The sequence below is a fragment of the Achromobacter sp. EG18 genome (assembly GCF_059759395.1).
The window spans coordinates 821,357-843,950 of sequence record NZ_CM186213.1 but is presented as its reverse complement, the minus strand read 5'-3'; the positions used below and the strand labels follow the sequence as shown (position 1 = coordinate 843,950).

The window sequence follows — 22,594 nt, the reverse complement described above, 5'->3', positions numbered from 1 at the left end:
AGCGGGCGGATTTTAGCATTTCTCATTCGTCCCGCAGCGTCTGCTTACACCGATGCGCCCAGCGCCCCTCCCGCCCCCGCGGCACGGGGTTTCCACCCCCACGGAAGCCCGTCCCGGTCAACCCGGGAAACCCCGGTTTTCGCCTTCCGTCCCCACTCGTATCGTGAAACCCGGGCCGCCACGCCCTGGCCGGCGCCTTCCTTCCCCTTTTCATGCAGAGGTGACTTTCGATGCCGCTCCCGTCCTCACGTCCGCTCGTCCTTCGCACCCTCCTCGCCCTGGCCTGCCTGGGCGGCGCATCCGCCCTCCAGGCCGCCCCGCTGGCCGCCGTGCACGACGCCGCCAAGGCCCAGCAGCAGCCCATGCTGGACACCATGCGCGACCTGGTCGGCATCGAATCGGGCAGCAAGGACGTGGAGGGCGTGGAACGCATCGCCGCGCTCATCGGCGAACGCTTCAAGGCCCTGGGCGGCAAGGTCGAGATCATTCAACCCGCCGACATCTTCCGCCTGGATGACACGCCGGAGCGCGTCGGCCCGATGGTGCACGCCGAATTCAAGGGCAGCGGCCAGAAGAAGATCATGCTGATCGCGCACATGGACACCGTCTACCGCAACGGCATGCTCAAGGACCAGCCCTTCCGCATCGATGGCGACCGCGCCTACGGCCTGGGCATCGCCGACGACAAGCACGGCGTGGCCACCATCCTGCACACCCTGGCCCTGCTGCAGAAACTGGGTTTCAAGGACTACGGCACCCTGACCGTGCTGATCAATGGCGACGAGGAAATCAGTTCCCCCGGCGCTCGCGCCACCATCACCCGCCTGGGCGCCGACCAGGACGCGGTGTTTTCCTTCGAAGGCGGCGGCGCCGAGGCCCGCCTGACCCTGGCCACCAGCGGCATCGGCGCCGCCTACCTGACCGTGCAGGGCAAGACCTCGCACGCCGGCGCCCGTCCCGAAGGCGGCGTCAACGCCCTCACCGAGCTGTCGCACCAGATCCTGCAACTGAAAGACCTCTCCAAGCCCGAGGAAGGCCTGAAACTGAACTGGACCGTGGCCCAGGCCGGCACCAACCGCAATGTCATCCCCGGCCAGGCCACCGCCCAGGCCGACGCCCGCGCCCTCAAGGTCGCCGACTTCGACGCCCTGGAACGCACCTTGCAGGAACGCATCCAGAAAAAGCTGCTGCCCGACGCCAAGGTCAGCCTCAAATTCGAAGTGCGCCGCCCGCCGCTGGAAGCCACCCCCGCCTCGCGCGCCCTCGCCAACCACGGCGTCGCCATCTACCAGGAACTCGGCCTGCCCATGAAAGTCATCGACCGCGCCAGCGGCGGCGGCACCGACGCCGCCTTCGCCGCCCTCAAGGCCCGCGGCCCCGTCATCGAAGGCATGGGCCTGAGCGGCTTCGGCGCCCACTCCAACGACGCCGAATACATCCAGATCCCCTCCATCGTCCCCCGCCTCTACCTGGCCGCCCGCATGATCATGGACGTCTCCCAGGACAAGGCCCCGATGAAATAAGCGCCAGGCGCCTCCGGCGGCGCAACCCTACGAAGGCCGCCCCTGCCCCCAAGGCGACAGGCTCCCCGCCCGCAAATCCCACCTCCCGCCCCAGGATGCGCCCGCGCGAGCAGCCACCACGTATGTCCGACAAGGCCGCGCAGGGCGGCCTTGTCGGACGGGCGCCAGCAAATCCTTCAAGCGCCGCAATCCTTCCCACGAAGCCCAAGCACACCCCCCGCCCCAGCGACGCCCCGAACTTTCACCACCGCGAGCGGCTGTGGGGCCGTGGCGCGGGGCCGGGGCGTGTAGAGGCGCGCGCGACGGAATCCGAAGGAGCCGCAGGCGACGAGGATGAGGATGCGCTGTCCGGCGCGCAGGCGCCGGACAAGCCTCGTAGCCGCGGCCCCGCGCCACGGCCCCGCAGCCGCGCCAAAAGAACCGAACCCGCCACACAGGCACGAAGCAAGCCCCCCGCACGACAGGAAAGGACCCCCCAGAACAGAGTATCCTTCCACCCTGTCCCAAAGAACCCCAAAGCATCAACAGAAATGACCGCATCCCTCCCCACCTGGCCCTATTCCCGCCACATCGCCCACCGCGGCGGCGGCCGCCTGGCCCCGGAGAACACCCTCGCCGCCATGCGCGTCGGCGCCGAACACGGCTTCACCATGTTCGAATACGACGTCAAGCTCAGCCGTGACAACGTCCTGGTCCTGATGCACGACGACGACGTCGACCGCACCTCCAACGGCCACGGTCCCGCCGCCGCCAAGACCTTCAGCGAACTGGCGCAACTGGACTTCGGCAGCTGGCACTCCGCCGCCTACGCCGGCGAGCCCCTGCCCACCTTCGCCGCCGTGGCCCGCTACACCGTCGCCAACGGCATCGCCAGCAACGTCGAGATCAAGCCCTGCCCCGGCCGCGAAGCCGAGACCGGCGCCGCCGTCGCCCTGGCAGCCCGTGAACTCTGGAAAGGCGCCGCCGTGGCCCCGCTGCTGTCCTCCTTCGCCGAGGAAGCCCTGCAGGCCGCCAAGGACGCCGCGCCCGAACTGCCGCGCGCCCTGCTGGTCGAGAAGGTGCCGGCCGACTGGCTCGACCGCCTGGTCAAGTACGACTGTGTTGCCCTGAACATCAACCAGAAGGACGCCACGCGCGAACTGATCGACGCCGTGCACGCCGCCGGCTACCGCATCGCCGCCTGGACCGTCAACGACCCCGAGCGCGCGCGCCTGCTGCTCGACTGGGGCATCGACGGCATCTTCACCGACGAACTGGCCGCCATCCGGCCGGCCGCCTGAGGCCCCCGCCCCGTGTTCAGCTATCGCCACGCCTTCCACGCCGGCAACCACGCCGACGTGCTCAAGCACGCCATCCTGGTCCACACCCTGGACTACTTCAACCGCAAGGACGCGCCCTACTGGGTCATCGACACCCACGCCGGCGCCGGCCTCTACAGCCTGGACAGCGACTGGGCCGCCAAGACCTCGGAATTCGCCGATGGCATCGGCCGCCTGTGGGAACGCGACGACCTGCCGCCCCTGCTGGCCGACTACGTCGCCCGCATCCGCGCCTTCAACACCAACGGCCGCCTCAAGCGCTACCCCGGCTCGCCCTGGCTGACGCTGGACGCGCTGCGCCCGTCCGACCGCCTGCGCCTGTTCGAAATGCACCCGACCGAGATCGACACGCTGGTCGGCAACCTCGAACACATGGACCGCACCGCGCAGCGCCAGACCACCATCTACGGCGACGACGGCTTCGAGGGCGTCAAGGCCCTGCTGCCGCCGCCGACGCGCCGCGGCATGGTGCTGATCGACCCGTCCTATGAAGACAAGAACGACTACCGCCGCACGCTGATCACCGTCAAGGAATGCGTCAAACGCTTCGCCACCGGCACCATCGCCGTCTGGTATCCGCTGGTGCAGCGGCGCGAGGCCAGCGAAATGGCGCGTCACTTCGAGAACCTCAAGGTCAAGAGCTGGCTGCACGCCACCCTCACCGTCAAGAAGGCCACCATCGACGGCTACGGCCTGCACGGCAGCGGCATGTTCCTGATCAACCCGCCGTGGACGCTGCACGACGCCCTCAAGCAGACCATGCCCGACCTGGCGCGTGAGCTGGGCCAGGACGAACGCGCCGGCTTCACGCTGCAATTCCGCGAGAATCCGTTCCCCGCGCCCAAGAAGCAGTCCGACGACTGATTCCAGGCCGGAACGAAAAAAGGGCTGCCCACGGGGCAGCCCTTTTGCATGGAGACGGCGTTCAGGCCGCGGCGTCTTCCGCCTCCACCTGGCGCAGCGCTTCCTGCGCCCGCGCCAGCTTGGCGGCCGCGTCGCGCAGCGCGGTGCGCAGGCCTTCCTCGATGACCGGATGGTAGAACGGCATTTCCAGCATGCGCGCCACGGTCAGCTCCTGCTGCACCGCCCACGCCAGCAAGTGGCCGATGTGCTCGGCGCCGGGGCCGACCATTTCCGCGCCCAGGAAACGGCCGCTGGCGATATCGGCGTACACGTGCAGCAGGCCGCGGTTCTTCAGCATCACCCGCGAACGGCCCTGGTCGCCGAAATCGACCTCGCCCGTCACGAAAGTGCCCGGCGTCAGGCGGGCGTGGCCCTGCCCGGCCAGCGCGATCTGCGGGTCCGAGAACACGACCGCCAGCGGCGCGCGGCGCAACCCCTGGCGCACTTCGGGATAGCGCGCCGCGTTCTCGCCGGCGATACGGCCTTCGTCGGCCGCCTCGTGCAGCAGCGGCGCGTCGGCGTTGGCGTCGCCGGCGATGAAGATCGCCGAAGCACCCGCCTGCATGGTGTCGCGGTCGAACAACGGCACCCCTTGCGCGTTCAGCTGCAGCGAGGTGTTCTCCAGGCCCAGGCCGTCCACATTGGGGCGGCGGCCGGTGGCCACCAGCGCGTAGTCGAAGCGCTCGGTGCGTTCGGTGTTGTCCAGCGCCACGTAGCGCACCTCGACCTCGTCGCCGACGCGCTGGGTTTTCAGTACGCGCGCATCCGGGTCCAGGTAGAACTCCTGCTGGAAGATCTTGCGGGCGCTGTGGCGCACCTGCGGATCGCTGATGCCGCCCAGGCTGCCGCTGACGCCGAACACGCGCACCTCGACGCCCAGCCGCGCCAGCGCCTGGCCCAGCTCCAGCCCGATCACGCCGGGGCCGAACACCGCCACGCGGCGCGGCAGGTCATCCCAGGCGAACACGTCGTCGTTCAGCACCAGGCGGTCGCCCAGCCCGCGGAACGGCGGCGGCACCGACGGCCGCGAGCCGGTCGCGATCACCACGCGGGACGCATGGATCTCGGTGTGGTCGTCGACCCGCAGCACCGTGTCCGATTCGAAGCGGGCATAGCCGCGGATCTTGTCTTCCGCCGGGATGTTCTCCACGCCCTCGAGCACGAATCCGACGAAACGGTCGCGCTCGCGCTTGACGCGGTCCATCACCTCTTCGCCGTTGACCGTGACCTCGCCCTCGACGTGCACGCCGAACGGCGCGGTGTGCGCCGCCTGGTGCGCGGCCTCGGCGGCCGCGATCAGCAGTTTGGACGGCATGCAGCCGACCCGGGCGCAGGTGGTGCCGTAGGGGCCGCCTTCGATCAGCAGCGCGCGCTTGCCCGCGGCCTTGGCGGCGCGGTAGGCGGCCAGGCCGGCGGTGCCAGCGCCCAGGACGGCGATATCGGTGTGCAAAGTCTTCATGAGTGGATCCCCCGGTGTGGCGTGGAGCAAACGTTGTCAAAGGCGGATTCCGCCTTGTTGCGCACCCTCGGGACGAACGCCGTCCCGCGGCACCGCTCGGGGCCGCGCGAAGATGCGGAAAAAGGGAAACCGGCGCGCCGGACCGCTCCTTGCGGGAGCGGCCGCGGCAAGGGAAAGGGACTGCGTCCCCTTCCCGGCCAGCATCAGGCGAAGTGCGCCTTCAGGTCTTCCAGGCCGCCGATCAGCGAACCATTGATGAACACCTGCGGAGCGGTGCCCTTGCCGGACACGGCGCCGATCACGCGGCCGCGCACCTTGTTCTCCAGCGGGATCTCGATCGGGGCATAGCCCTTGTCTTCGAGCAGCGCCTTGGCTTCCACGCAGAACGGGCAGCCGGGCTTGGAGAACACCACGACCTGGTCGGGCTTCTTGGCCGACGGGGCGAAGTGGGCCAGCATGGTGTCGGCATCCGACACTTCAAACGGGTCGCCTTCCTTTTCGGGCTCGATGAACATCTTCTGCACCACGCCGTCCTTGACCAGCATGGAATAGCGCCAGCTGCGCTTGCCGAAGCCCAGGTCGCTCTTGTCGACCAGCATGCCCATGCCTTCGGTGAATTCGCCGTTGCCGTCGGGCAGCAGCGTGATGTTGGCCGATTCCTGGTCCTTGGCCCATTCGTTCATGACGAAGGTGTCGTTGACGGACACGCAGACGATGCTGTCGACGCCGGCGGCGAAGAAGGCCGGAGCCAGTTCGTTGTAGCGCGGCAAGTGGGTCGACGAGCAGGTCGGCGTGAAAGCGCCGGGAAGCGAAAAGACCACGACCGTCTTGTTCTTGAACAGGTCGTCGGTCGTGACCTTCTTCCAGGTGTTGCCCTCGCGGACGGGGAACGTTACGTTGGGAACACGTTGGCCTTCACGGTTTTGCAGCATTCAATCTCTCCTTGGGGTAGCGGGGTCTGTTCAACCACCATGGAAAGAATGATAAATCCCAACTATCAATTAATCAAATTTAATTAGTTTAATTGATTGATAGTTTTTGACAATAACAAGTTCATCGCCGCCAGACGTTATCTATCATACGCCTGGCGGCGGCCCACCCTTACACCGGCTGCGGCTCGTAGCCGGCGTCGCGGATGGCGGCTTCGACCTTGTCGGCCTGGTCGCTGCCGGTGACCGTCACGCGGTGCGTGGACAGGTCCACCGCCACGCTGGCCCCCGGCACGGCTGCCGTCACCGCGCCGGTGATGGTCTTGACGCAATGGCCGCAGGTCATGTCGAGGACTTGGAATTGGATGCTCATGGTGTTCTCCGTGTGAATCAAGGATGGTCGCGCCGCCTTCGGTGCGAACTGGAATCCAGCTTAGACCTTCCCATTATAGGAAGGTCAAGCGTAGAATAATCCTTGACCTTCCCATAATTGGAAGGATGAAACTGAGGTCTTCCTACCTCAACCGAGACTGCCATGAGCGTTGCCAACCCTTCCGTCGAGCTTGAACTTGCCATCGAGGGCATGACCTGCGCGTCCTGCGTGAAGCGCGTGGAAAAGGCCCTGACCCGCGTCCCGGGCGTCGCCCAGGCCCAGGTCAACCTGGCCACCGAACGCGCCCTGGTGGCCTATGACCCGGCCGCGGCCCGGCCCGACGCCCTGGTCGAGGCCGTGGTCAAGATGGGCTACGAGGCGCGCCCGATCGCCGCCCAGGACGACCACGCCGAACGCCAGTCCGAGGCGCGCGACGCCGAGGCGCGGCGCCTGCAGCGCGCCTTCATCGCCGCGCTGGTGCTGACGCTGCCCGTGTTCGCCCTGGAAATGGGCTCGCACCTGATCCCCGCCATGCACCACTGGGTGCTGGCCAACATCGGCCAGCAGAACAGCTGGCTATTGCAGTTCGTGCTGACCACGGCCGTGCTGGCCTGGCCCGGCCGCCACTTCTTCAGCAAGGGCCTGGTGGCGCTGTGGCGCCGCGCCCCCGAGATGAATTCGCTGGTGGCGCTGGGCGCCGGCGCGGCCTGGGGCTACTCGGTGGTCGCCACCTTCGCGCCGGACTGGCTGCCGGAAAGCGCCCGCAACGTCTATTACGAAGCCGCCGCCGTCATCGTCACGCTGATCCTGCTTGGCCGCACGCTGGAAGCGCGCGCCAAGGGCAAGACCGGCGCCGCCATCAAGCGCCTGATCGGCCTGCAGCCGCGCACCGCGCGCGTGCTGCGCGACGGCCAGCCGCAGGACATCGCCATCGAACAGGTGCGCAAGGGCGATATCGTGGTGGTGCGTCCCGGCGAGAAGATCCCGCTGGACGGCGAGATCATCGAAGGCAGCTCGTACGTCGACGAGTCGATGCTGACCGGCGAACCGGTGCCGGTGGAAAAGCAGCCGGGCATGCAGGCCACCGGCGGCACGCTCAATACGTCGGGCAGCTTCACGCTGCGCGTCACCCACACCGGCGCCGACACCATGCTGGCGCGCATCATCCGCATGGTTGAAGCCGCCCAGGGCGCGCGCCTGCCGATCCAGGCGCTGGTCGACCAGGTCACCGCCTGGTTCGTGCCGGCCGTGATGGGCATGGCGCTCTTGACCTTCCTGGCCTGGCTCTTCCTGGGGCCGGCGCCGGCGTTGTCGCATGCGCTGGTCAACGCGGTGGCGGTGCTGATCATCGCCTGCCCTTGCGCCATGGGCCTGGCCACGCCGACCTCGATCATGGTCGGGACCGGCCGCGCCGCCGAAATGGGCGTGCTGTTCCGCCAGGGCGACGCGTTGCAGACGCTGCGCGACGTGCAGGTGGTGGCCTTCGACAAGACGGGCACGCTGACGCTGGGCAAGCCGACCCTGACCGAACTGGAGCCGGCCGCAGGCTTCCGTGATGCGGACGTGCTGCAATGGGTCGCGTCGGTGCAGGCGCGCTCCGAGCACCCGATCGCGCTGGCCATCGTGGCGGCCGCCGCCGACCGCAAGATCGACCTGCTGCCGGCCGAAGGCTTCGCCGCCATCACCGGCGCCGGGGTCGAAGCCAGCGTGGCCGGCAAGCGCGTGCTGGCAGGCGCCGACCGGCTGATGGCCGAGCGCGGCGTGGACGTCAGCGCCTTCGGCCAGCGCGCCGAGCAGTGGGGCAACGAAGGCAAGACGCCGATCTACGTCGCCATCGACGGCCGGGCCGCCGCCATGATCGCGGTGACCGATCCGGTCAAGCCGTCGGCCGTGGACGCGATCGCGGCGCTGCACGCGCAGGGCCTGAAGACCGCCATGATCACCGGCGACAACCGCCACACGGCGCAGGCCGTGGCGCGCCAGCTGGGCATCGACGAAGTGCGCGCCGAAGTGCTGCCCGACGGCAAGGTCGAGGCCATCACCGCGCTGCGCGCCGGCGGCCGCAAGCTGGCCTTCGTCGGCGACGGCATCAACGACGCGCCGGCGCTGGCCGCGGCCGATACCGGCATCGCCATCGGCACCGGCACCGACGTCGCCATCGAGGCCGCATCCGTGGTGCTGATGGCCGACGACCTGCACGGCGTGCCGAACGCCATCGCGCTCAGCCGCGCCACGCTGGCCAACATCCGCCAGAACCTGTTCTGGGCCTTCGCCTACAACGCCGCGCTGATCCCGCTGGCGGCGGGCGCCCTGTATCCGGCCTATGGCCTGTCGCTGTCGCCGATCTTCGCGGCCGGCGCCATGGCGCTGTCCAGCGTGTTCGTGCTGGGCAACGCGCTGCGCCTGAAGACCTTCCGCCCGCGCGCCGCGCACTGACGCGCCAGCCAACCAGGAGACCTCACATGAACATCGGACAAGCCGCCCAGGAATCCGGCATCTCCGCCAAGATGATCCGCTACTACGAAAGCATCGGCCTGATCGGCCCGGCGTTGCGCAAGGATTCGGGCTACCGCGTCTACAGCGAGCATGACTTGCATACGCTGCGCTTCGTGCGGCGCGCGCGCGACCTGGGCTTCTCGGTGGAGCAGATGAACGAGCTGCTGGCGTTGTGGCGCGACCGCAGCCGCGCCAGCGCCGACGTCAAGCGCATCGCGCTCGAACACGTGGCCGAACTGGAACGCAAGGCCTGCGCCCTGCGCGACATGGCGGCCACGCTCAAGCACCTGGCGCACAACTGCCACGGGGATGATCGACCCGACTGCCCCATCCTGGAAGACCTGGGGCGCTCCCACTAAGAAAAAAGGGCAAGCCAACCGGCCTGCCCTTCTTGCATGCGGCCCGGTCCACGCCGGGTCGGGGTCTCACGCCTGGCTTTGCGCCGGCGCCTCGCCTTCGGCCGCGACGCGGGCGTGGTAGGCCTCGGTGGCCGCCTGCTTGGACGCGGCCTTCTCGGCAGCCACTGCTTCCTTTTCCGCTTCGGCGGCCGCCGCCTCGGCGGCCTGCTGCAAGGCGCGCTGGCGGGCGCGCTCCTGCACTTCGCGCACGCCCTCGGCATCCAGCGATTCGAACACGGCAATGGACTCCACGTGCCCGGTGTGCGGGAACATGTTGATGACACCGGCGCTCTTGAGCAGGTAGCCGCCCTCATGCACCATGATGGCGGCGTCGCGCGCCAGCGTGGCGGGATTACAGGACACGTAGACGATGCGGCGCGGGCGTTCCTCGGCCTTCAGTTGCGACAGCGCCTGCGCCACGGCCTGCGCGCCTTCGCGCGGCGGATCGATCAGCATGCGGTCGAAGAAGCCCAGGCCGCGCAGCCATTCGACGTCCACCTCGAACAGGTTGAGGGTGGCGAAACTGGTGCGCTCGCCCAGCCCGTGGCGCGCGGCGGCCTCATGGGCGCGGTCCGTGAGCGCCTTGCTACCCTCCACGCCCACGGCCTCGCGGCCCTGGGTGGCCAGCGGCAACGTGAAGTTGCCCAGGCCGCAGAACAGGTCGGCGACGCGGTCGGTCGGCTGCACTTCCAGCAATTGCAGCGCGCGCGACACCATCGCGCGGTTGATGGCGTGGTTGACCTGGGTGAAGTCGGTCGGCCGGTACGGCATGCGCAGGCCGAATTCGGGCATGGTGTAGGTCAGCGCGTCGCGATGCTCGGGCACCAGCGGATGCACCGTGTCCGGGCCCTTGGGCTGCAGCCACCATTGGACGTTGTGCTTGTCGGCGAAGGCGCGCAGCACGGCGATGTCGTTGTCGGTCAGCGGCAGCAGGTGGCGCAGCACCAGCGCGGTCACGCCGTCGCCCAGCGACACTTCCACCTGCGGCAGGCGGTCGGGCGCGGACATCGACGCGATCATGGCGCGCAGCGGCATCAGCAGGTCGCTGACGTGGCGCGGCAGCACATGGCATTCGCGCATGTCGGCCACGTAGCTGCTCTTGCGCTCGTGAAAGCCCACCAGCACCCCGCCTTTCTTGGGCACCACGCGCACCGACAGGCGGGCACGGTAGCGGTAGCCCCAGGTCGGTCCATGCAGCGGCGCCAGGATGCGGGCCGGACGCAGCTTGCCGACGTGCCAGAAGGTGTCTTCGAGCGAACGCTGCTTGATCGCCACCTGCGTGGACGGTTCGAGATGCTGCATGGCACAGCCGCCACAGACGCCGAAATGCGGGCAGCGCGGCGCCACGCGCTGCGACGACGGGCGCAGCACCTGGTCGACCCGCGCGATTTCGTAGGACGGCTTGCGGCGCACGGTGGTCGCCGTGACCCGCTCGCCGGGCAAGGCGCCTTCCACGAACACGACCTTGCCATCGCGGCGGGCGATACCCCGGGCTTCCAGGTCCAGGGATTCGATACTCAAAACGTCAGACATCTCACGCAGTCCAGAAAATTCACGCAACCCGGCATTGTAAGAGGATTCGGCAGCGCCCCGCCCGCGCCCGAAAAAAGGGGGACTTGCCGGAGACGGCCCGCCGGGCAGTCTCCATCAAGCCCCCCAAAGCCGGCGCCGGTCAGGGCGCCGCCACGGATGGGAATCAGAACGAGCGCGACACCGAGAACACCGCGCCCAGGCGGCCCGACGGATGGCCGTACTTGGTCGGCAGCCAGTTGTCCTTGGTGGCGCCCACCGCCGCCAGGCCCAGCACCCAGCCCTTCAGGTCCTTGGTCACCCCGAGCTTGTAGTCGACGTAATGGCTGATGGAATCGCCGTCCATGTTGACCTGGTTCTTGAGCTTCTGGTAACCCAGGTGCCCCACCAGGCCCCAGCCGTCGCCCAGGTCGAAGTTGGCGGTGCCGTCCAGGTACCAGGTGCCCTTGCTGTCGGGCGTGCTGAAGAAATCGCTGGGCGTGTAGGAGTACTTCAGCGTGTAGTTGCCGTAGGTCCCGGCCAGGTACAGGTCGGTGTTGTTGTAGTTGCCGCCCTTGGGCGAGCTGGAGCCCGGATAGTAGTAGTGCAGCACGCCGGCATCGAGCGTGAAGCCACCGCCCACGTCGCCCTTCCAGCCGCCGTAGAAGTCCATTTCCAGGTTGCCGTCGGTGAAGACGAAGCTGGACACGTTGGAGTTCCAGTTGCCCAGGTAGAAGCCGGAACTGTGGTTCAGGTCGAAGCCCAGCTGTGCGGCCGGCCGGAAGTCGGTCTGCGAATAGCCGCGGAAGCGGTAGTCGCTGGCGATCGTGGCATTGCCGCTGAGCGAGAAACCGCCGCCCAGGTCGGTGGGTTCGGCCTGGGCCGTTGCAACGAAACAAGCGGCAAGCGCAACGGGCAAGGCTAGCAACGTCTTCTTCATGGTGCGGTGTCCTGATCGGATTTGACGAGAGGAGGAAGGCCATGGGCGCATCCGTCAGGCCGGTCTTGCAACGGCAGGTAACCGGCTCACCTTTCCTCAAGCAATGTCCGTGCCAGGTTTCATCCGCGTGTCAGCACACTGGCGCCGCGCTGAATCCGCGTGGCGCTACGCACCATCCCGGTGCGCAGCGCCACGTGCGCAGGCGGCGCCGCCTCAAAATGGGGCCTGCGCGCCGCTGTCCGGGGCACGCAAAGAAAAAACCCGCCCCGCGGGCTGGCGGGACGGGGCTGGCGGGCGCGGCGTCACCAGGGGCGCCGGCAGGGGCGGAGCCGGACGGCATGGCCGTCCGGCCGGATCCTCCTCAATTGGCGGCGGGCGCGGCCGGCGGCGGCGGCACGGCGCCCGGGGCATTGCCCGGACCCTTGCCATGGCGGCCTTCCATGCGGGCGTGGCGCTCCTGCATCTTGGCCTGGCGCTCCTTGAGCATCTGGGTCACCTGGGTGCGCTGGGCGTCGTTCAGGCTGTCCCACACGGCCAGCCATTGATCGCGGACCTGCTTGGCCTGCGTGCCGAACTGATCGCGCGATTTATCAGACTGCTCGAGCAACGCCCGCGGGTCCAGCTTGCCACTGTCCAGCTGCGCCTTGAGCAGATCGTGGCGTTGGCCGCCGGAAGCGCGCATGGCTTCGTGCAGGCTGCGCTGTCCGTCCTGCGCGGTCTTCACCAGGGCCTGCTGCTTGTCATCCAGCTTGAGCTGGTCGAGTTGCGCCTTGGACACGGGGCCCAGGCCCGGGATCCACAGGCCGTCGCGCATGCCCTTGTGGAAGCCGCCGCCACGATGGCCTTCGTGCATTGCGGCGGGACCACCGTCGGCGGGCGCCGCCGCCATGACGGGAGCGGCCAGCAAGCCGCCGGCGGCGGCGACCATGGCAAGCGCGGCCAGGTTGGAGCGGAGTGCGAATCGGGACATGTAGGTCTCCTGAAAGTGAAGAAAGCGAGGCCATTGTGCGATCGGCCCGGTTTCATCCAGGTTTCGCCCCCGCAAGCTATGTTTCAGTCGATTGCGCCAGTGCTGGACGTGAAAACGGGGCCCAGCGGACCCCGTCTGTCGAGCCTGTCGCGCCAACCGCGCGCGCCACTCAGCTGGCGTCCCAGGCCGCCATGTATTCCTTCCAGTGCGGCGCGTCGCTGGCCGTCAGCGTGTCGCGCACCAGCGCGATCTCGGCGTCGTAGGCGGTGCGGTCGAGTTCACCGCGCAGGAAGCGGAAGCGGCAATACACCAGCCAGGTGTTGACCACGTCCGTTTCGCAATAGGCGCGGACCTCGTCGGCGCGGCCCTGGCTCCAGGCCTCCCAGACCTTGCTGCCGTCCATGCCGAGCTTGCCCGGAAAGCCGCACAGCTTGGCCAGCTCGTCCAGCGGCGCGTTGGCGCGGCCGTTGTACTTGGCCAGCAGGTCCATCAGGTCGGTGTGGCGGGAGTGATAGCGCGAGATGTAGTTGTTGAACTTGAAATCGCGGTCTTCCTCGCCCATGTCCCAGTAGCGCGGCGCGGGCACGCCCTGGATCAGGCTGCGGTAGTGCAGCACCGGCAGGTCGAAGCCGGAACCGTTCCAGCTGACCAGCTTGGGCGTGTAGCGCTCGATGGTCTTGAAGAAGCCGGCCAGCAAGGCGGCTTCCGGATCGTCCGCCTGGCCCAGCGTCTTGACGCGAAAGCCCTGGTCGTCGCGGAACACGCAGCCCACCACCGCGACCTTGTGCAGGTGCAGCGGCAGGAAATCATGCCCCACGGCCTCGCGGCGCGCGGTCAGCGCGCGCTCGACCACTTCGGCGTCGGGGACGTCCGCGCTCCAGCCGTTGAGCTTGCGCAGGCCATCCGCGTCGGGAATGGTCTCGAGGTCGAATACCAGGGTAGGCGTCATTTGGCGGGCAGGTACTGCATCGGATCCACGGGCGTGCCCTGACGGCGGATCTCGAAATGCAGGCGCGGCGAAGTGGTGTCGCTCTGGCCGATCTCGGCGATCTTGGCGCCGCGCTTGACGTCCTGGCCAGTCTTCACGAGCAGCGTGCGGTTGTGCGCGTAGGCCGTGATGAAGCCGTTCTGGTGATTGACGATGATCAGGTTGCCCAGGCCGCGCACACCGTTGCCGCTGTACATGACCTTGCCATCCGCCGCGGCGGTGACGGGGTCGCCCAGCGCGCCGGCGATGTCGATGCCCTTGCTGTTGTTGTTGAAGCCCTGCATGATCTGCCCGCCGGCCGGCCAGGCCCAGTTGATCACGCCGGCGTCGGCCGCGCGCGTGGCCGGCTTGGTTTCAGCGGGCGTGGGAGCGGGCGCGGGCGGCGGCAGTGATGCCGTGGCGGTGCCCGAGGTATCGGCCGGCTGGTCCAGCGGGCGCGGCTGCGCCTTGTTGCTGGCAATGGGCGCCGGTTGCGCGACACCGCCCGACGAACCGGACATCTTCAGCACTTGCCCCACCGAAATCTGGTTGGGATCGCTGAGGTTGTTCCAGCGCTTGATGTTCTCGATATCGACGTTGTTGGCGCGCGCGATCTTGTAGAGCGTATCGCCCGGCTTGACGACATAACTGCCGCCCGGCTGGGCGGCGGCGGACGGCTGGCCGCCGGCCAGGTCGACGACCGGCGCGCGCGTGCCTTTGGATGCGCAGCCGGCCAGGATGGCCAGGCTGAGGACGCCGGCCACGAAAACCGGGCGGCGCAGGCGCGTCATGGACACGCCAAGGTTCATATCGGTCAGTTGCAACTGCCCGTTGAGCATACGTTTCTCCTGTTTGCTCAAGATTGTATTCCGGCACGCAGCGGCACAAAGCGCACGGCCTCTAATTCAGTGCGTTTCCAGCTGGCCGCGCCCGTGCGTTCGATCAGCACCAGGCGCTGGTTCGAGCCCCCTTCGGGAGCAATCAGGCGTCCACCCGGCGCGAGCTGCGACAGCAGCGCCTGCGGGATGGTCAGGCCGGCGGCAGCCACAACGATAGCATCGAACGGCGCCACGCCGGGCAGGCCCAGCATGCCGTCGCCATAGATCAAGCGGATGCGGGTGGTGAGCCGCAAGGCGCGCAGGTGTTCGCGCGCCAGTTCGTACAGGCCGCGGATGCGTTCGATGGAATGGACCTCGCGCACGAACTGGGCCAGCACCGCCGCCTGGTAGCCGCAGCCGGCGCCGACTTCGAGCACGCGGGTGGGGGTGCGGTCTTCGCAGATGGCGGCGATCATGCGCGCCACCACCCAGGGTTGCGAAATGGTTTGCGAATGGCCGATCGGCAGGGCCGCGTCTTCATAGGCGCGGCTGGCCAGGGCCTCGTCGACGAACAGGTGGCGCGGCACCGCGGCCATGGCGTTGAGCACGCGCTCGTCGGTCACGCCCTGGGCGCGCAGGCGCTGCACCATGGCCTGGCGCAGGCGATCCGAATTGAGCCCCAGGTTGCCGCCCGCCGCGGGCGTCGGCGCCTTGGCCTGGCTTTGCAGGGTCGCGGCCGAAACCCGGGTGTTGCTGTTGGCCGGCGTGACGCCGGGGCTGAGCCGGCCCGAGTCGTAGCGCACCGGGCTGGGCCGCCCGGGAACCGCCTGGGAGACGTCCGGCTGGCTTACGCGTCGACGCATAGCGGCTCCGCCCAGGTCCGGATTTCGTCGAGCTGGCTGTGCTGGGTCAGGTCCAGCCGCAGCGGCGTGACAGACACCATGCCCTGCGCGACCGCGTGGAAGTCGGTGCCGGGCGTGGCGTCGGCCGCCTGCCCCACCGGGCCGATCCAGTAGACCGGGTCGCCATAAGGGGTGGTGGTGCGCACCACCGGCTGCGACGGATGGCGCTTGCCCAGGCGCGTGACCTGAAAGCCGTGCATGTCCTCGAACCGGCGGCTGGGAATGTTGACGTTCAGCAGCACCGGCGCGGCCAAGGGCTGCGCCAGGTGGCGTTCGACCACCATCCGCGCCGCGCGGGCGGCGGAATCGATGTGCTCCCAGCCTTTCTCGGCCAGCGAGAAGGCGATGGCCGGGATGCCGAACAGGTAACCCTCGCTGGCGGCCGCCACGGTGCCCGAATAGAGCGTGTCGTCGCCCATGTTGGCACCGTTGTTGATGCCGGACACCACCAGGTCGGGGCGCGCGTCCATCAGCCCGGTCAGGGCCACGTGGACGCAGTCGGACGGCGTGCCGTTGACGGCAATGAAGCCGTTGGACGCCGTGCGCACCGACAGCGGCCGGTTCAACGTGAGGGAATTGGATGCCCCGCTGTGGTTGGTCTCGGGCGCGACGACGGTCAGGTCGCCCAGGCCCTGCAGCGCCTTGACCAGCGCTTCGAGCCCAGGGGCGGAATAACCATCATCGTTCGAAACCAGAATTCGCATTGTGCATCCGAAAGAAAATAAAACGCGGGTGACGCGCTGGATTGTACCGTCCAAGGAGGACCTCGGCATGTCCGTCGGCGAACCCGGTTCCGATCGGCCTCTCGCTTACCCGTACCCGGCCCGCCGGGCCGCCGGGGTAGAATCCGCAGCCATCGAGACAACGCACGACAACAACGGACCCCTTACCCATGGCGATCACCGAACCCTCCCTGGCGTTCTCCGCTGCGCTCATCCTGCTGGCCTACCTGATTGGCTCCGTGCCGTTCGCGGTGGTCGTCAGCAAACTGATGGGGCTGCAGGACCCCCGCAGCTACGGCTCGAAGAACCCCGGCGCCACCAACGTGCTGCGCACCGGCAACAAGACCGCCGCCGCGCTGACCCTGCTGGGCGACGCCGCCAAGGGCTGGTTCGCCGTCTGGCTGGCGCAGCGCCTGGCGCCCGGCATCACCCCCGGGCCGCTGGCCGCGGTCGCCGTGGCCGCCTTCCTGGGCCATCTGTACCCGATTTTCCTGGGTTTCAAGGGCGGCAAGGGCGTGGCCACCGCGCTGGGCGTGCTGGTCGCCATCCAGCCCTGGCTGGCGGTCGCCACGGCGGCCACCTGGCTGATCATCGCGGTGTTCTTCCGCTATTCCTCGCTGGCCTCGCTGGTGGCGGCGTTCTTCGCGCCGGTCTATTACGTGTTCGGCTCCGGCCTGGCCTGGTATGCCCAGCCGGCCATGGGCATTGCCCTGGCCATCATCGGCGTGCTGCTGTTCTACCGCCACCGCGCCAACATCACGCGCCTGGTGCAAGGCACCGAAAGCCGCATCGGCGGCGGCAAGAAAAAGTGATCCGCGCGCCGGTACGGGCGTCGCGGCACCAATGAAAAGGGGGCCGCGGCCCCCTTTTCATTGCCCGGCTCAGCCGATCTCCGCCAGGTCCCAGCGCGGCCGCACGGTAAATCCGTGCGCATCGGGATCCAGGGTCACCAGCCCGGCCTTGACCCGTTCGGCCGCCGCGAAGGCGATCATGGCGCCGTTGTCGGTGCACAACGACAGCGGCGGGAAATAGGCCTGTGCCTTGAGCGGCTTGAGCGCGGCGGCCAGCCTGGCGCGCAGCAGCTGGTTGGCGCCCACCCCGCCGGCCACCACCAGGCGGCGCAGGCCGGTCTGCTTGAGGGCGCGGATCGACTTGGCGGCCAGCACCTCGACAATGGCGGCCTGGGTGGCCGCCGCCAGGTCGGCGCGGGTCTGCTCATCCAGTCCGCCGTCCTGCTCGGCCGCCTTGACCCGGGTCAGCACGGCCGTCTTCAGGCCGCTGAAGCTGAAATCCAGGTCGCCGCTGTGCAGCATGGGGCGCGGCAGGTCGAAGCGCGCGGCATCGCCCTGGTCCGCCAGGCGCGCCAGCGCCGGTCCGCCCGGATAGCCCAGGCCCATCAGCTTGGCCGACTTATCGAAGGCTTCGCCGGCGGCATCGTCCAGCGTTTCGCCCAGCAATTCGTAGCGCCCCACCCCGTCGACCCGCATCAACTGCGTATGGCCGCCGGACACCAGCAGCGCCACGAACGGGAAATCGGGCCGCGGGTCGGCCAGCATCGGCGACAACAGGTGGCCTTCCAGGTGATGAATGGCAATGGCCGGCAGGTGACGCGACCAGGCGAACGACTGCGCCACGCTGGCGCCCACCAGCAGCGCGCCGGCCAGACCGGGCCCGGCCGTATACGCCACCGCCCCGATGTCCGACATTTCCAGGCCCGCCTCCTGCAGCACCTGGTGCGTCAGCGGCACCACGCGGCGGATATGGTCGCGCGAGGCGAGTTCAGGCACCACGCCCCCGTATTCCTGGTGCATGGCGATCTGGGTGTGCAGCGCGTGCGCGAGCAGGCCGCGTTCCGTACAGACGGCTGCGACGCCCGTTTCGTCGCAGGAGCTTTCAAAGCCGAGAATAATCATGGCGGCAGAGTTTACAACTGATGCGAAAATACGCCCGTTTACAAAATGACCGAGGGCGGCCAAGCCCCCTTCCGACAAACCGAGCCTGCAAGCACCCTGGGGATAAGAATGCTGGAGAAGCTATTCAACCTGCGTGAACACGGCACGACCGCGAGAACCGAGATCGTGGCCGGCCTGACGACATTCCTGACGATGTCGTACATCATCTTCGTGAACCCGGACATCCTGTCGTCCACCGGCATGGACCGCAACGCCGTGTTCGTCGCCACCTGCCTGGCCGCCGCGCTGGGCTCGCTGGTGATGGCGCTGATCGCCAACTGGCCGATCGGCATGGCGCCGGGCATGGGGCTGAACGCCTTCTTCGCCTTCACCGTGGTCAAGACCATGGGCTACACCTGGGAGCAGGCGCTGGGCGCCGTGTTCATCTCGGGCGTGATCTTCCTGGTCCTGACCATCTCGGGCATCCGGGTCTGGCTGGTCAAGGGCATCCCGCATTCGCTGCGCAGCGCCATCGCCGCCGGTATCGGCCTGTTCCTGGCCATTATCGCGCTGTCCAGCGCCGGCATCGTGGTGGCGCATCCGGCCACCAAGGTGACGCTGGGCGACCTGACCACCCCGGGACCGCTGTTTGCCATCCTGGGCTTTTTCATCATCGCCTCGCTGGACGCGCTGCGCGTGCGCGGCGCCATCCTGATCGGCATCCTGGTGGTCACGGTGCTGTCGATGGCGCTGGGCTACAACGAATTCAAGGGCGTGTTCGCGGCGCCGCCGAGCCTGGCGCCGACGCTGTTCAAGATGGACATCCTGGGCGCGCTGCACACCGGATTCGTGCACGTCATCCTGGTGTTCGTGCTGGTCGAGGTGTTCGACGCCACCGGCACGCTGGTGGGCGTGGCCAAACGCGCCGGCCTGATGCCGGAGGGTCGCCCCAACCGCCTGGGCCGCGCCCTGTTCGCCGACAGCACCGCCATCGTGGCCGGCTCGATGCTGGGCACCAGCAGCACCACCGCCTACGTTGAAAGCGCCTCGGGCGTGCAGGCCGGCGGCCGCACCGGCCTGACCGCGCTGGTGGTGGCCCTGCTGTTCCTGGCCGCGCTGTTCATCTCGCCGCTGGCCGGCGCCGTGCCCGCCTACGCCACCGCCCCCGCCCTGCTCTACGTGGCCGGCCTGATGATGCGCGAGCTGATCGACATCGACTGGAACGACGTCTGCGAAGCCACCCCGGCCGCGCTGACGGCACTGGTGATGCCGTTCACCTACTCCATCGCCAACGGCATCGCCTTCGGCTTCATCAGCTACGTGGTGCTCAAGACCGCTACCGGCCGCGTGCGCGACGTGCATCCGGCCACCTGGCTGGTGGCGATCCTGTTCGTCATCCGCTACGCGTTCTTCCCGGAATAACGTCCGCCAGACGCGCCCCATGCAAAACCGCCGCGCTTCCGGTCCGGAAGGCGGCGGTTTTTTCATGCCGGCGCGCACCCGCCGCTAGGCCACGGCGGTCCAGACCGCGAGTTCATAGCCATCGAGGTCGGCGAAGTGGAAGCGGCGGCCGCCGGGGAAATCGAAGGCCTCCCGGCTGATGCGGCCGCCCGCCGCCGTCACGCGGCGCTGCGCGTCGACCAGGTCGTCGGCGTACAGGATCACCAGCGGCCCGCCCGGGCGCACCGGCTCGCCGGTGGTGAAGCCGCCCTTGAGGCGGCCATCGGTGAATTCGGTGTAGGTCGGCCCGTAGTCGGTGAACGACCAGCCGAAGGCGTCGCCATAGAAGCGCTTGCTGCGCGCGATGTCGGCGACGTTGAATTCGATGTTGTCGATCTGGTGGTTATTGCCGGTGGCGCCCATGCGTGTCTCCCGCGGATATCGAAGAAAACCGCATCATCGCCGATTCGAGTGGCCGCGTCTTGGACGAAACGGCCAGACGCTGCCGATCATGTTGGCAATCGCAGGCGCGGCGGCGCGATCGGGGGGCGGACCTGGAGCCGCGGGAACGATGCTTGCGGCGCCGACGTGACCACTATACCGGTACGACTGCCCGGGTCGCGGGCCGCCCGGCAAATCGTCATCATTGAGTCCGGCTATCAACCCGCCGGCCCGTATGGTTGCTGGCGGGAGCGGTTGAATTCGCCGATACACTCCCCATGTATATAAGACCATGGAGCCGACCTTGTCTCGCCATACCCTGCATTCGTCCTGTCCCCGCCGCCCACGCGAGCGCCGCGCATGAGCACCCTGGCCCGCATCCCCTTCTCGGTGCTGGACCTGGCCCCGATCGTGCAGGGCCGCGACGCCGCCGACGCCTTCCGCAACAGCGTGGCGGTGGCGCAGCACGTCGAACGGCTCGGCTACAAGCGTTTCTGGCTGGCCGAACACCACAACATCAACGGCGTGGCCAGCAGCGCCACGGCGGTGCTGATCGGCCACATCGCCGGGCACACCTCGACGCTGCGCGTCGGCTCGGGCGGCGTGATGCTGCCCAACCATGCGCCGCTGATCATCGCCGAGCAGTTCGGCACGCTCGAAACCCTCTACCCCGGCCGCATCGACCTGGGCCTGGGCCGGGCGCCCGGCAGCGATGGCGCCACGCAGCACGCGCTGCGCCGCGGCCCGCGCAGCGGCCTGGAATTCCCGGCGCTGGTCGAGGAGTTGCGCGGCTTTCTCGCGCCTTCGCGGCCGGGCCAGCCGGTGCGCGCCATACCGGGCGAAGGCCTGGACATCCCCATCTGGCTGCTGGGTTCGAGCGATTTCAGCGCCCGGCTGGCGGCCGAACTGGGCCTGCCGTTCTCGTTCGCCGGCCACTTCTCGCCCGAGGGCATGGCGGCGATGCGCCTGTACCGCCACCTGTTCAAGCCGTCCGAGACGCTGGCCCGACCCTACGCCATGATCGGGGTGCCGGTGGTGGCCGCCCCCACCGATGAAGAGGCCCGGCGCCTGTCCACCACGCAGCAGCTCAAGTTCCTGTCGCTGGTGCGCGGCAACCGCCTGCAGTTGCAGCCGCCGGTCGACAGCATGGACGGGCTCTGGAACGAATGGGAGCGCGAGGCGGTCAATCAAAGACTGGGCGCCGCCATCGTCGGCGGCCCCGAAACCGTCAAGCGCCGGCTGGAAGCCCTGGTCGCCGAGACGGAAGCCGACGAAGTCATGATCGTGTCCGATTTCTACGATATCGCCGATCGCCTGCGTTCCTTTGAGATCGTCGCCGCGCTCAAGCAGCGCGACGGCGTACCCACAACAACCGCGGCGTGAGGCCGGCGGCCCCGCCGCCGGCCCCACAAGCTCCGCAGACCGCGCTCGCCACAGCGCCAACCATTGCGACGCGACCGGTCCCCGCTCTACTATGGACCGGCAGGACCGGCAACCGCGTCGCCGCATCCGGTCCGGGGCAGGCGTCCCCGGGCCGCTGATACCGACACTTTGCGCCGCGCCAGCGGCAAGGATCCAAAATGAGTATTGTTGAACTCACCAAAGACAGCTTCCAGGAAGCCATCACGCCGGACGGCACCTTGATCGTGGACTTCTGGGCCCCCTGGTGCGGCCCGTGCCGTGGCTTCGCGCCGGTTTTCGAGCAGGCCGCCACCGAGCATCCCGACGTCACCTTCGCCAAGGTCAACACCGACGTGGAACAGGAACTGGCCGGCGCGCTGGGCATCCGCTCGATTCCCACGCTGATGGTGTTCCGCGAGAAAGTCCTGCTGTTCTCGCAGCCCGGCGCCTTGTCCGGCGGCCAGCTCAATGAGCTGCTCGCCAAGATCAAGGAAGTCGACATGGAAAAGGTCCACCAGGAAATCGCCGCGGCCCAGGACAGCCAGGACGCGTGACGCACAAGGGCCCCTCGGGGCCCTTGTCGCATGTCACGCCAATTGTTCCCACGCCGAGCGGCCGCGCGTGATGTTGGCCGCCGTCATCTCCAGGTCGGCCACGGCGCCGCGCGGCACCGTGAAGCGCAACGCCACGCCGTCCGCGCTGAAGTCCTCCTGCACGATCACCGCGCCGGCCTGCGCCAGCCGCGACTTCAGCAGCGGCAGCTCGGCGAAGCCGCAGGCGCACGCCACCGTGGCCAGGTCCACGATCTCGGTGCGCGGGCCGTTGCGCAGGCAGTTGGCGGCGCAGCCGCCATAGGCCCGCACGAGTCCGCCCGCGCCCAGCTTGACGCCCCCGAACCAACGCACCACCAGCACCGCCACGCGGTCCATGCCCTGCCCCTCGATCGCCTGCAGGATCGGACGTCCTGCCGTGCCGCCGGGCTCGCCGTCGTCATTGAAGCGGTATTCCTGGCCGATGCGGTAGGCCCAGCAGTTGTGGGTGGCTTCGGGCTCGCTGTGCGCCGCGAAGAACGCCATGGCCTCGTCGACGGTGGCGACGGGCGCGGCATGGGCGATGAAGCGGCTTTTCTTGACGTCTTCCTCGTGCGAGCAGACGGCGGTCAAGGTGGTGGTCATAGCCCGCCATTGTAAGG

22 protein-coding genes are annotated in these 22,594 nt (G+C 68.4%); 9 read left to right on the top strand and 13 right to left on the bottom strand.

Annotation, left to right across the window (positions count from 1 at the left end):
• Positions 1-230 precede the first annotated feature (230 nt).
• The 3 genes from AC6CR5_RS04070 (at position 231) to AC6CR5_RS04060 (ending at position 3,706) form a co-directional block, all read left to right on the top strand.
• Positions 231-1,523 (top strand): M20/M25/M40 family metallo-hydrolase, encoded by a 1,293-nt coding sequence (locus tag AC6CR5_RS04070; RefSeq protein WP_006388172.1) that lies wholly within the window; start codon positions 231-233, stop codon positions 1,521-1,523.
• Positions 1,524-2,053: 530 nt separating this feature from the next.
• On the top strand, positions 2,054-2,803 hold the full coding sequence (ugpQ, locus tag AC6CR5_RS04065) for a glycerophosphodiester phosphodiesterase (protein WP_006388171.1): 750 nt from the start codon (positions 2,054-2,056) through the stop codon (positions 2,801-2,803).
• A 12-nt stretch (positions 2,804-2,815) separates the two neighbouring features.
• The gene (locus tag AC6CR5_RS04060; protein ID WP_498085271.1) at positions 2,816-3,706 is read left to right on the top strand and encodes a 23S rRNA (adenine(2030)-N(6))-methyltransferase RlmJ; all 891 of its coding nucleotides are present in this window, start codon (positions 2,816-2,818) and stop codon (positions 3,704-3,706) included.
• A 61-nt stretch (positions 3,707-3,767) separates the two neighbouring features.
• Here the strand turns inward: AC6CR5_RS04060 and AC6CR5_RS04055 are convergent, their stop codons facing one another.
• The 3 genes from AC6CR5_RS04055 to AC6CR5_RS04045 form a co-directional block, all read right to left on the bottom strand.
• On the bottom strand, positions 3,768-5,204 hold the full coding sequence (locus tag AC6CR5_RS04055; RefSeq protein ID WP_448684928.1) for a dihydrolipoyl dehydrogenase: 1,437 nt from the start codon (positions 5,202-5,204) through the stop codon (positions 3,768-3,770).
• Between the two features lie 203 nt (positions 5,205-5,407).
• Positions 5,408-6,136 (bottom strand): glutathione peroxidase, encoded by a 729-nt coding sequence (locus AC6CR5_RS04050; RefSeq protein WP_006388168.1) that lies wholly within the window; start codon positions 6,134-6,136, stop codon positions 5,408-5,410.
• A gap of 169 nt (positions 6,137-6,305) precedes the next feature.
• Positions 6,306-6,506 (bottom strand): heavy-metal-associated domain-containing protein, encoded by a 201-nt coding sequence (locus AC6CR5_RS04045; protein WP_006388167.1) that lies wholly within the window; start codon positions 6,504-6,506, stop codon positions 6,306-6,308.
• Positions 6,507-6,668: 162 nt separating this feature from the next.
• Here AC6CR5_RS04045 and AC6CR5_RS04040 point away from each other — a divergent pair, with 162 nt between their 5' ends.
• Positions 6,669-8,942, top strand: a complete 2,274-nt coding sequence (locus AC6CR5_RS04040; RefSeq protein ID WP_054443446.1) for a heavy metal translocating P-type ATPase — start codon at positions 6,669-6,671, stop codon at positions 8,940-8,942.
• A 26-nt stretch (positions 8,943-8,968) separates the two neighbouring features.
• On the top strand, positions 8,969-9,361 hold the full coding sequence (cueR, locus tag AC6CR5_RS04035) for a Cu(I)-responsive transcriptional regulator (RefSeq protein WP_006388165.1): 393 nt from the start codon (positions 8,969-8,971) through the stop codon (positions 9,359-9,361).
• A gap of 66 nt (positions 9,362-9,427) precedes the next feature.
• On the opposite strand, the gene rlmD is transcribed toward cueR, so the two are convergent.
• From rlmD to surE, 7 genes are all read right to left on the bottom strand, one after another.
• Complete coding sequence (gene rlmD / locus AC6CR5_RS04030) at positions 9,428-10,933, bottom strand: 23S rRNA (uracil(1939)-C(5))-methyltransferase RlmD (protein WP_498085270.1); 1,506 nt, start codon at positions 10,931-10,933, stop codon at positions 9,428-9,430.
• Between the two features lie 163 nt (positions 10,934-11,096).
• On the bottom strand, positions 11,097-11,849 hold the full coding sequence (locus AC6CR5_RS04025; RefSeq protein ID WP_020927475.1) for a TorF family putative porin: 753 nt from the start codon (positions 11,847-11,849) through the stop codon (positions 11,097-11,099).
• 361 nt (positions 11,850-12,210) lie between these two features.
• The gene (locus tag AC6CR5_RS04020; protein WP_020927474.1) at positions 12,211-12,819 is read right to left on the bottom strand and encodes a hypothetical protein; all 609 of its coding nucleotides are present in this window, start codon (positions 12,817-12,819) and stop codon (positions 12,211-12,213) included.
• Between the two features lie 169 nt (positions 12,820-12,988).
• Positions 12,989-13,768 carry a 3'-5' exonuclease gene (locus AC6CR5_RS04015; RefSeq protein WP_006388159.1) on the bottom strand — a complete coding sequence of 260 codons (780 nt, stop codon included), beginning with the start codon at positions 13,766-13,768 and terminating at the stop codon, positions 12,989-12,991.
• Positions 13,765-14,625, bottom strand: coding sequence for a peptidoglycan DD-metalloendopeptidase family protein (locus AC6CR5_RS04010; RefSeq protein WP_024068722.1), 861 nt, complete (start codon positions 14,623-14,625; stop codon positions 13,765-13,767). The genes AC6CR5_RS04015 and AC6CR5_RS04010 overlap by 4 nt, the downstream gene beginning before the upstream one ends.
• Positions 14,626-14,642: 17 nt before the next feature.
• A complete protein-coding gene (locus AC6CR5_RS04005; protein WP_026383565.1) occupies positions 14,643-15,467 on the bottom strand; it encodes a protein-L-isoaspartate(D-aspartate) O-methyltransferase in 825 nt (274 codons plus the stop codon).
• On the bottom strand, positions 15,452-16,210 hold the full coding sequence (gene surE, locus AC6CR5_RS04000; protein ID WP_020927471.1) for a 5'/3'-nucleotidase SurE: 759 nt from the start codon (positions 16,208-16,210) through the stop codon (positions 15,452-15,454). The genes AC6CR5_RS04005 and surE overlap by 16 nt, the downstream gene beginning before the upstream one ends.
• A gap of 188 nt (positions 16,211-16,398) precedes the next feature.
• Between surE and plsY the strand changes: the two genes are divergently transcribed.
• Positions 16,399-17,040: a glycerol-3-phosphate 1-O-acyltransferase PlsY gene (gene plsY / locus AC6CR5_RS03995; protein ID WP_006388155.1), complete on the top strand. Its 642-nt coding sequence runs from the start codon at positions 16,399-16,401 to the stop codon at positions 17,038-17,040.
• A gap of 69 nt (positions 17,041-17,109) precedes the next feature.
• On the opposite strand, the gene tsaD is transcribed toward plsY, so the two are convergent.
• Positions 17,110-18,141: a tRNA (adenosine(37)-N6)-threonylcarbamoyltransferase complex transferase subunit TsaD gene (tsaD, locus tag AC6CR5_RS03990; RefSeq protein ID WP_006388154.1), complete on the bottom strand. Its 1,032-nt coding sequence runs from the start codon at positions 18,139-18,141 to the stop codon at positions 17,110-17,112.
• Between the two features lie 108 nt (positions 18,142-18,249).
• Between tsaD and AC6CR5_RS03985 the strand changes: the two genes are divergently transcribed.
• Positions 18,250-19,542 carry an NCS2 family permease gene (locus tag AC6CR5_RS03985; RefSeq protein ID WP_006388153.1) on the top strand — a complete coding sequence of 431 codons (1,293 nt, stop codon included), beginning with the start codon at positions 18,250-18,252 and terminating at the stop codon, positions 19,540-19,542.
• 84 nt (positions 19,543-19,626) lie between these two features.
• Here the strand turns inward: AC6CR5_RS03985 and AC6CR5_RS03980 are convergent, their stop codons facing one another.
• Positions 19,627-19,983 carry a VOC family protein gene (locus AC6CR5_RS03980; RefSeq protein ID WP_006388152.1) on the bottom strand — a complete coding sequence of 119 codons (357 nt, stop codon included), beginning with the start codon at positions 19,981-19,983 and terminating at the stop codon, positions 19,627-19,629.
• 378 nt (positions 19,984-20,361) lie between these two features.
• Here AC6CR5_RS03980 and AC6CR5_RS03975 point away from each other — a divergent pair, with 378 nt between their 5' ends.
• Together AC6CR5_RS03975 and AC6CR5_RS03970 are read left to right on the top strand one after the other, a co-directional pair.
• Positions 20,362-21,384: an LLM class flavin-dependent oxidoreductase gene (locus AC6CR5_RS03975; protein ID WP_006388151.1), complete on the top strand. Its 1,023-nt coding sequence runs from the start codon at positions 20,362-20,364 to the stop codon at positions 21,382-21,384.
• Positions 21,385-21,581: 197 nt separating this feature from the next.
• Positions 21,582-21,956, top strand: a complete 375-nt coding sequence (locus tag AC6CR5_RS03970; RefSeq protein ID WP_006388150.1) for a thioredoxin family protein — start codon at positions 21,582-21,584, stop codon at positions 21,954-21,956.
• Between the two features lie 33 nt (positions 21,957-21,989).
• Here AC6CR5_RS03970 and AC6CR5_RS03965 read toward each other — a convergent pair whose 3' ends face one another.
• A complete protein-coding gene (locus tag AC6CR5_RS03965; RefSeq protein ID WP_006388149.1) occupies positions 21,990-22,577 on the bottom strand; it encodes an IMPACT family protein in 588 nt (195 codons plus the stop codon).
• Positions 22,578-22,594: the final 17 nt, after the last annotated feature.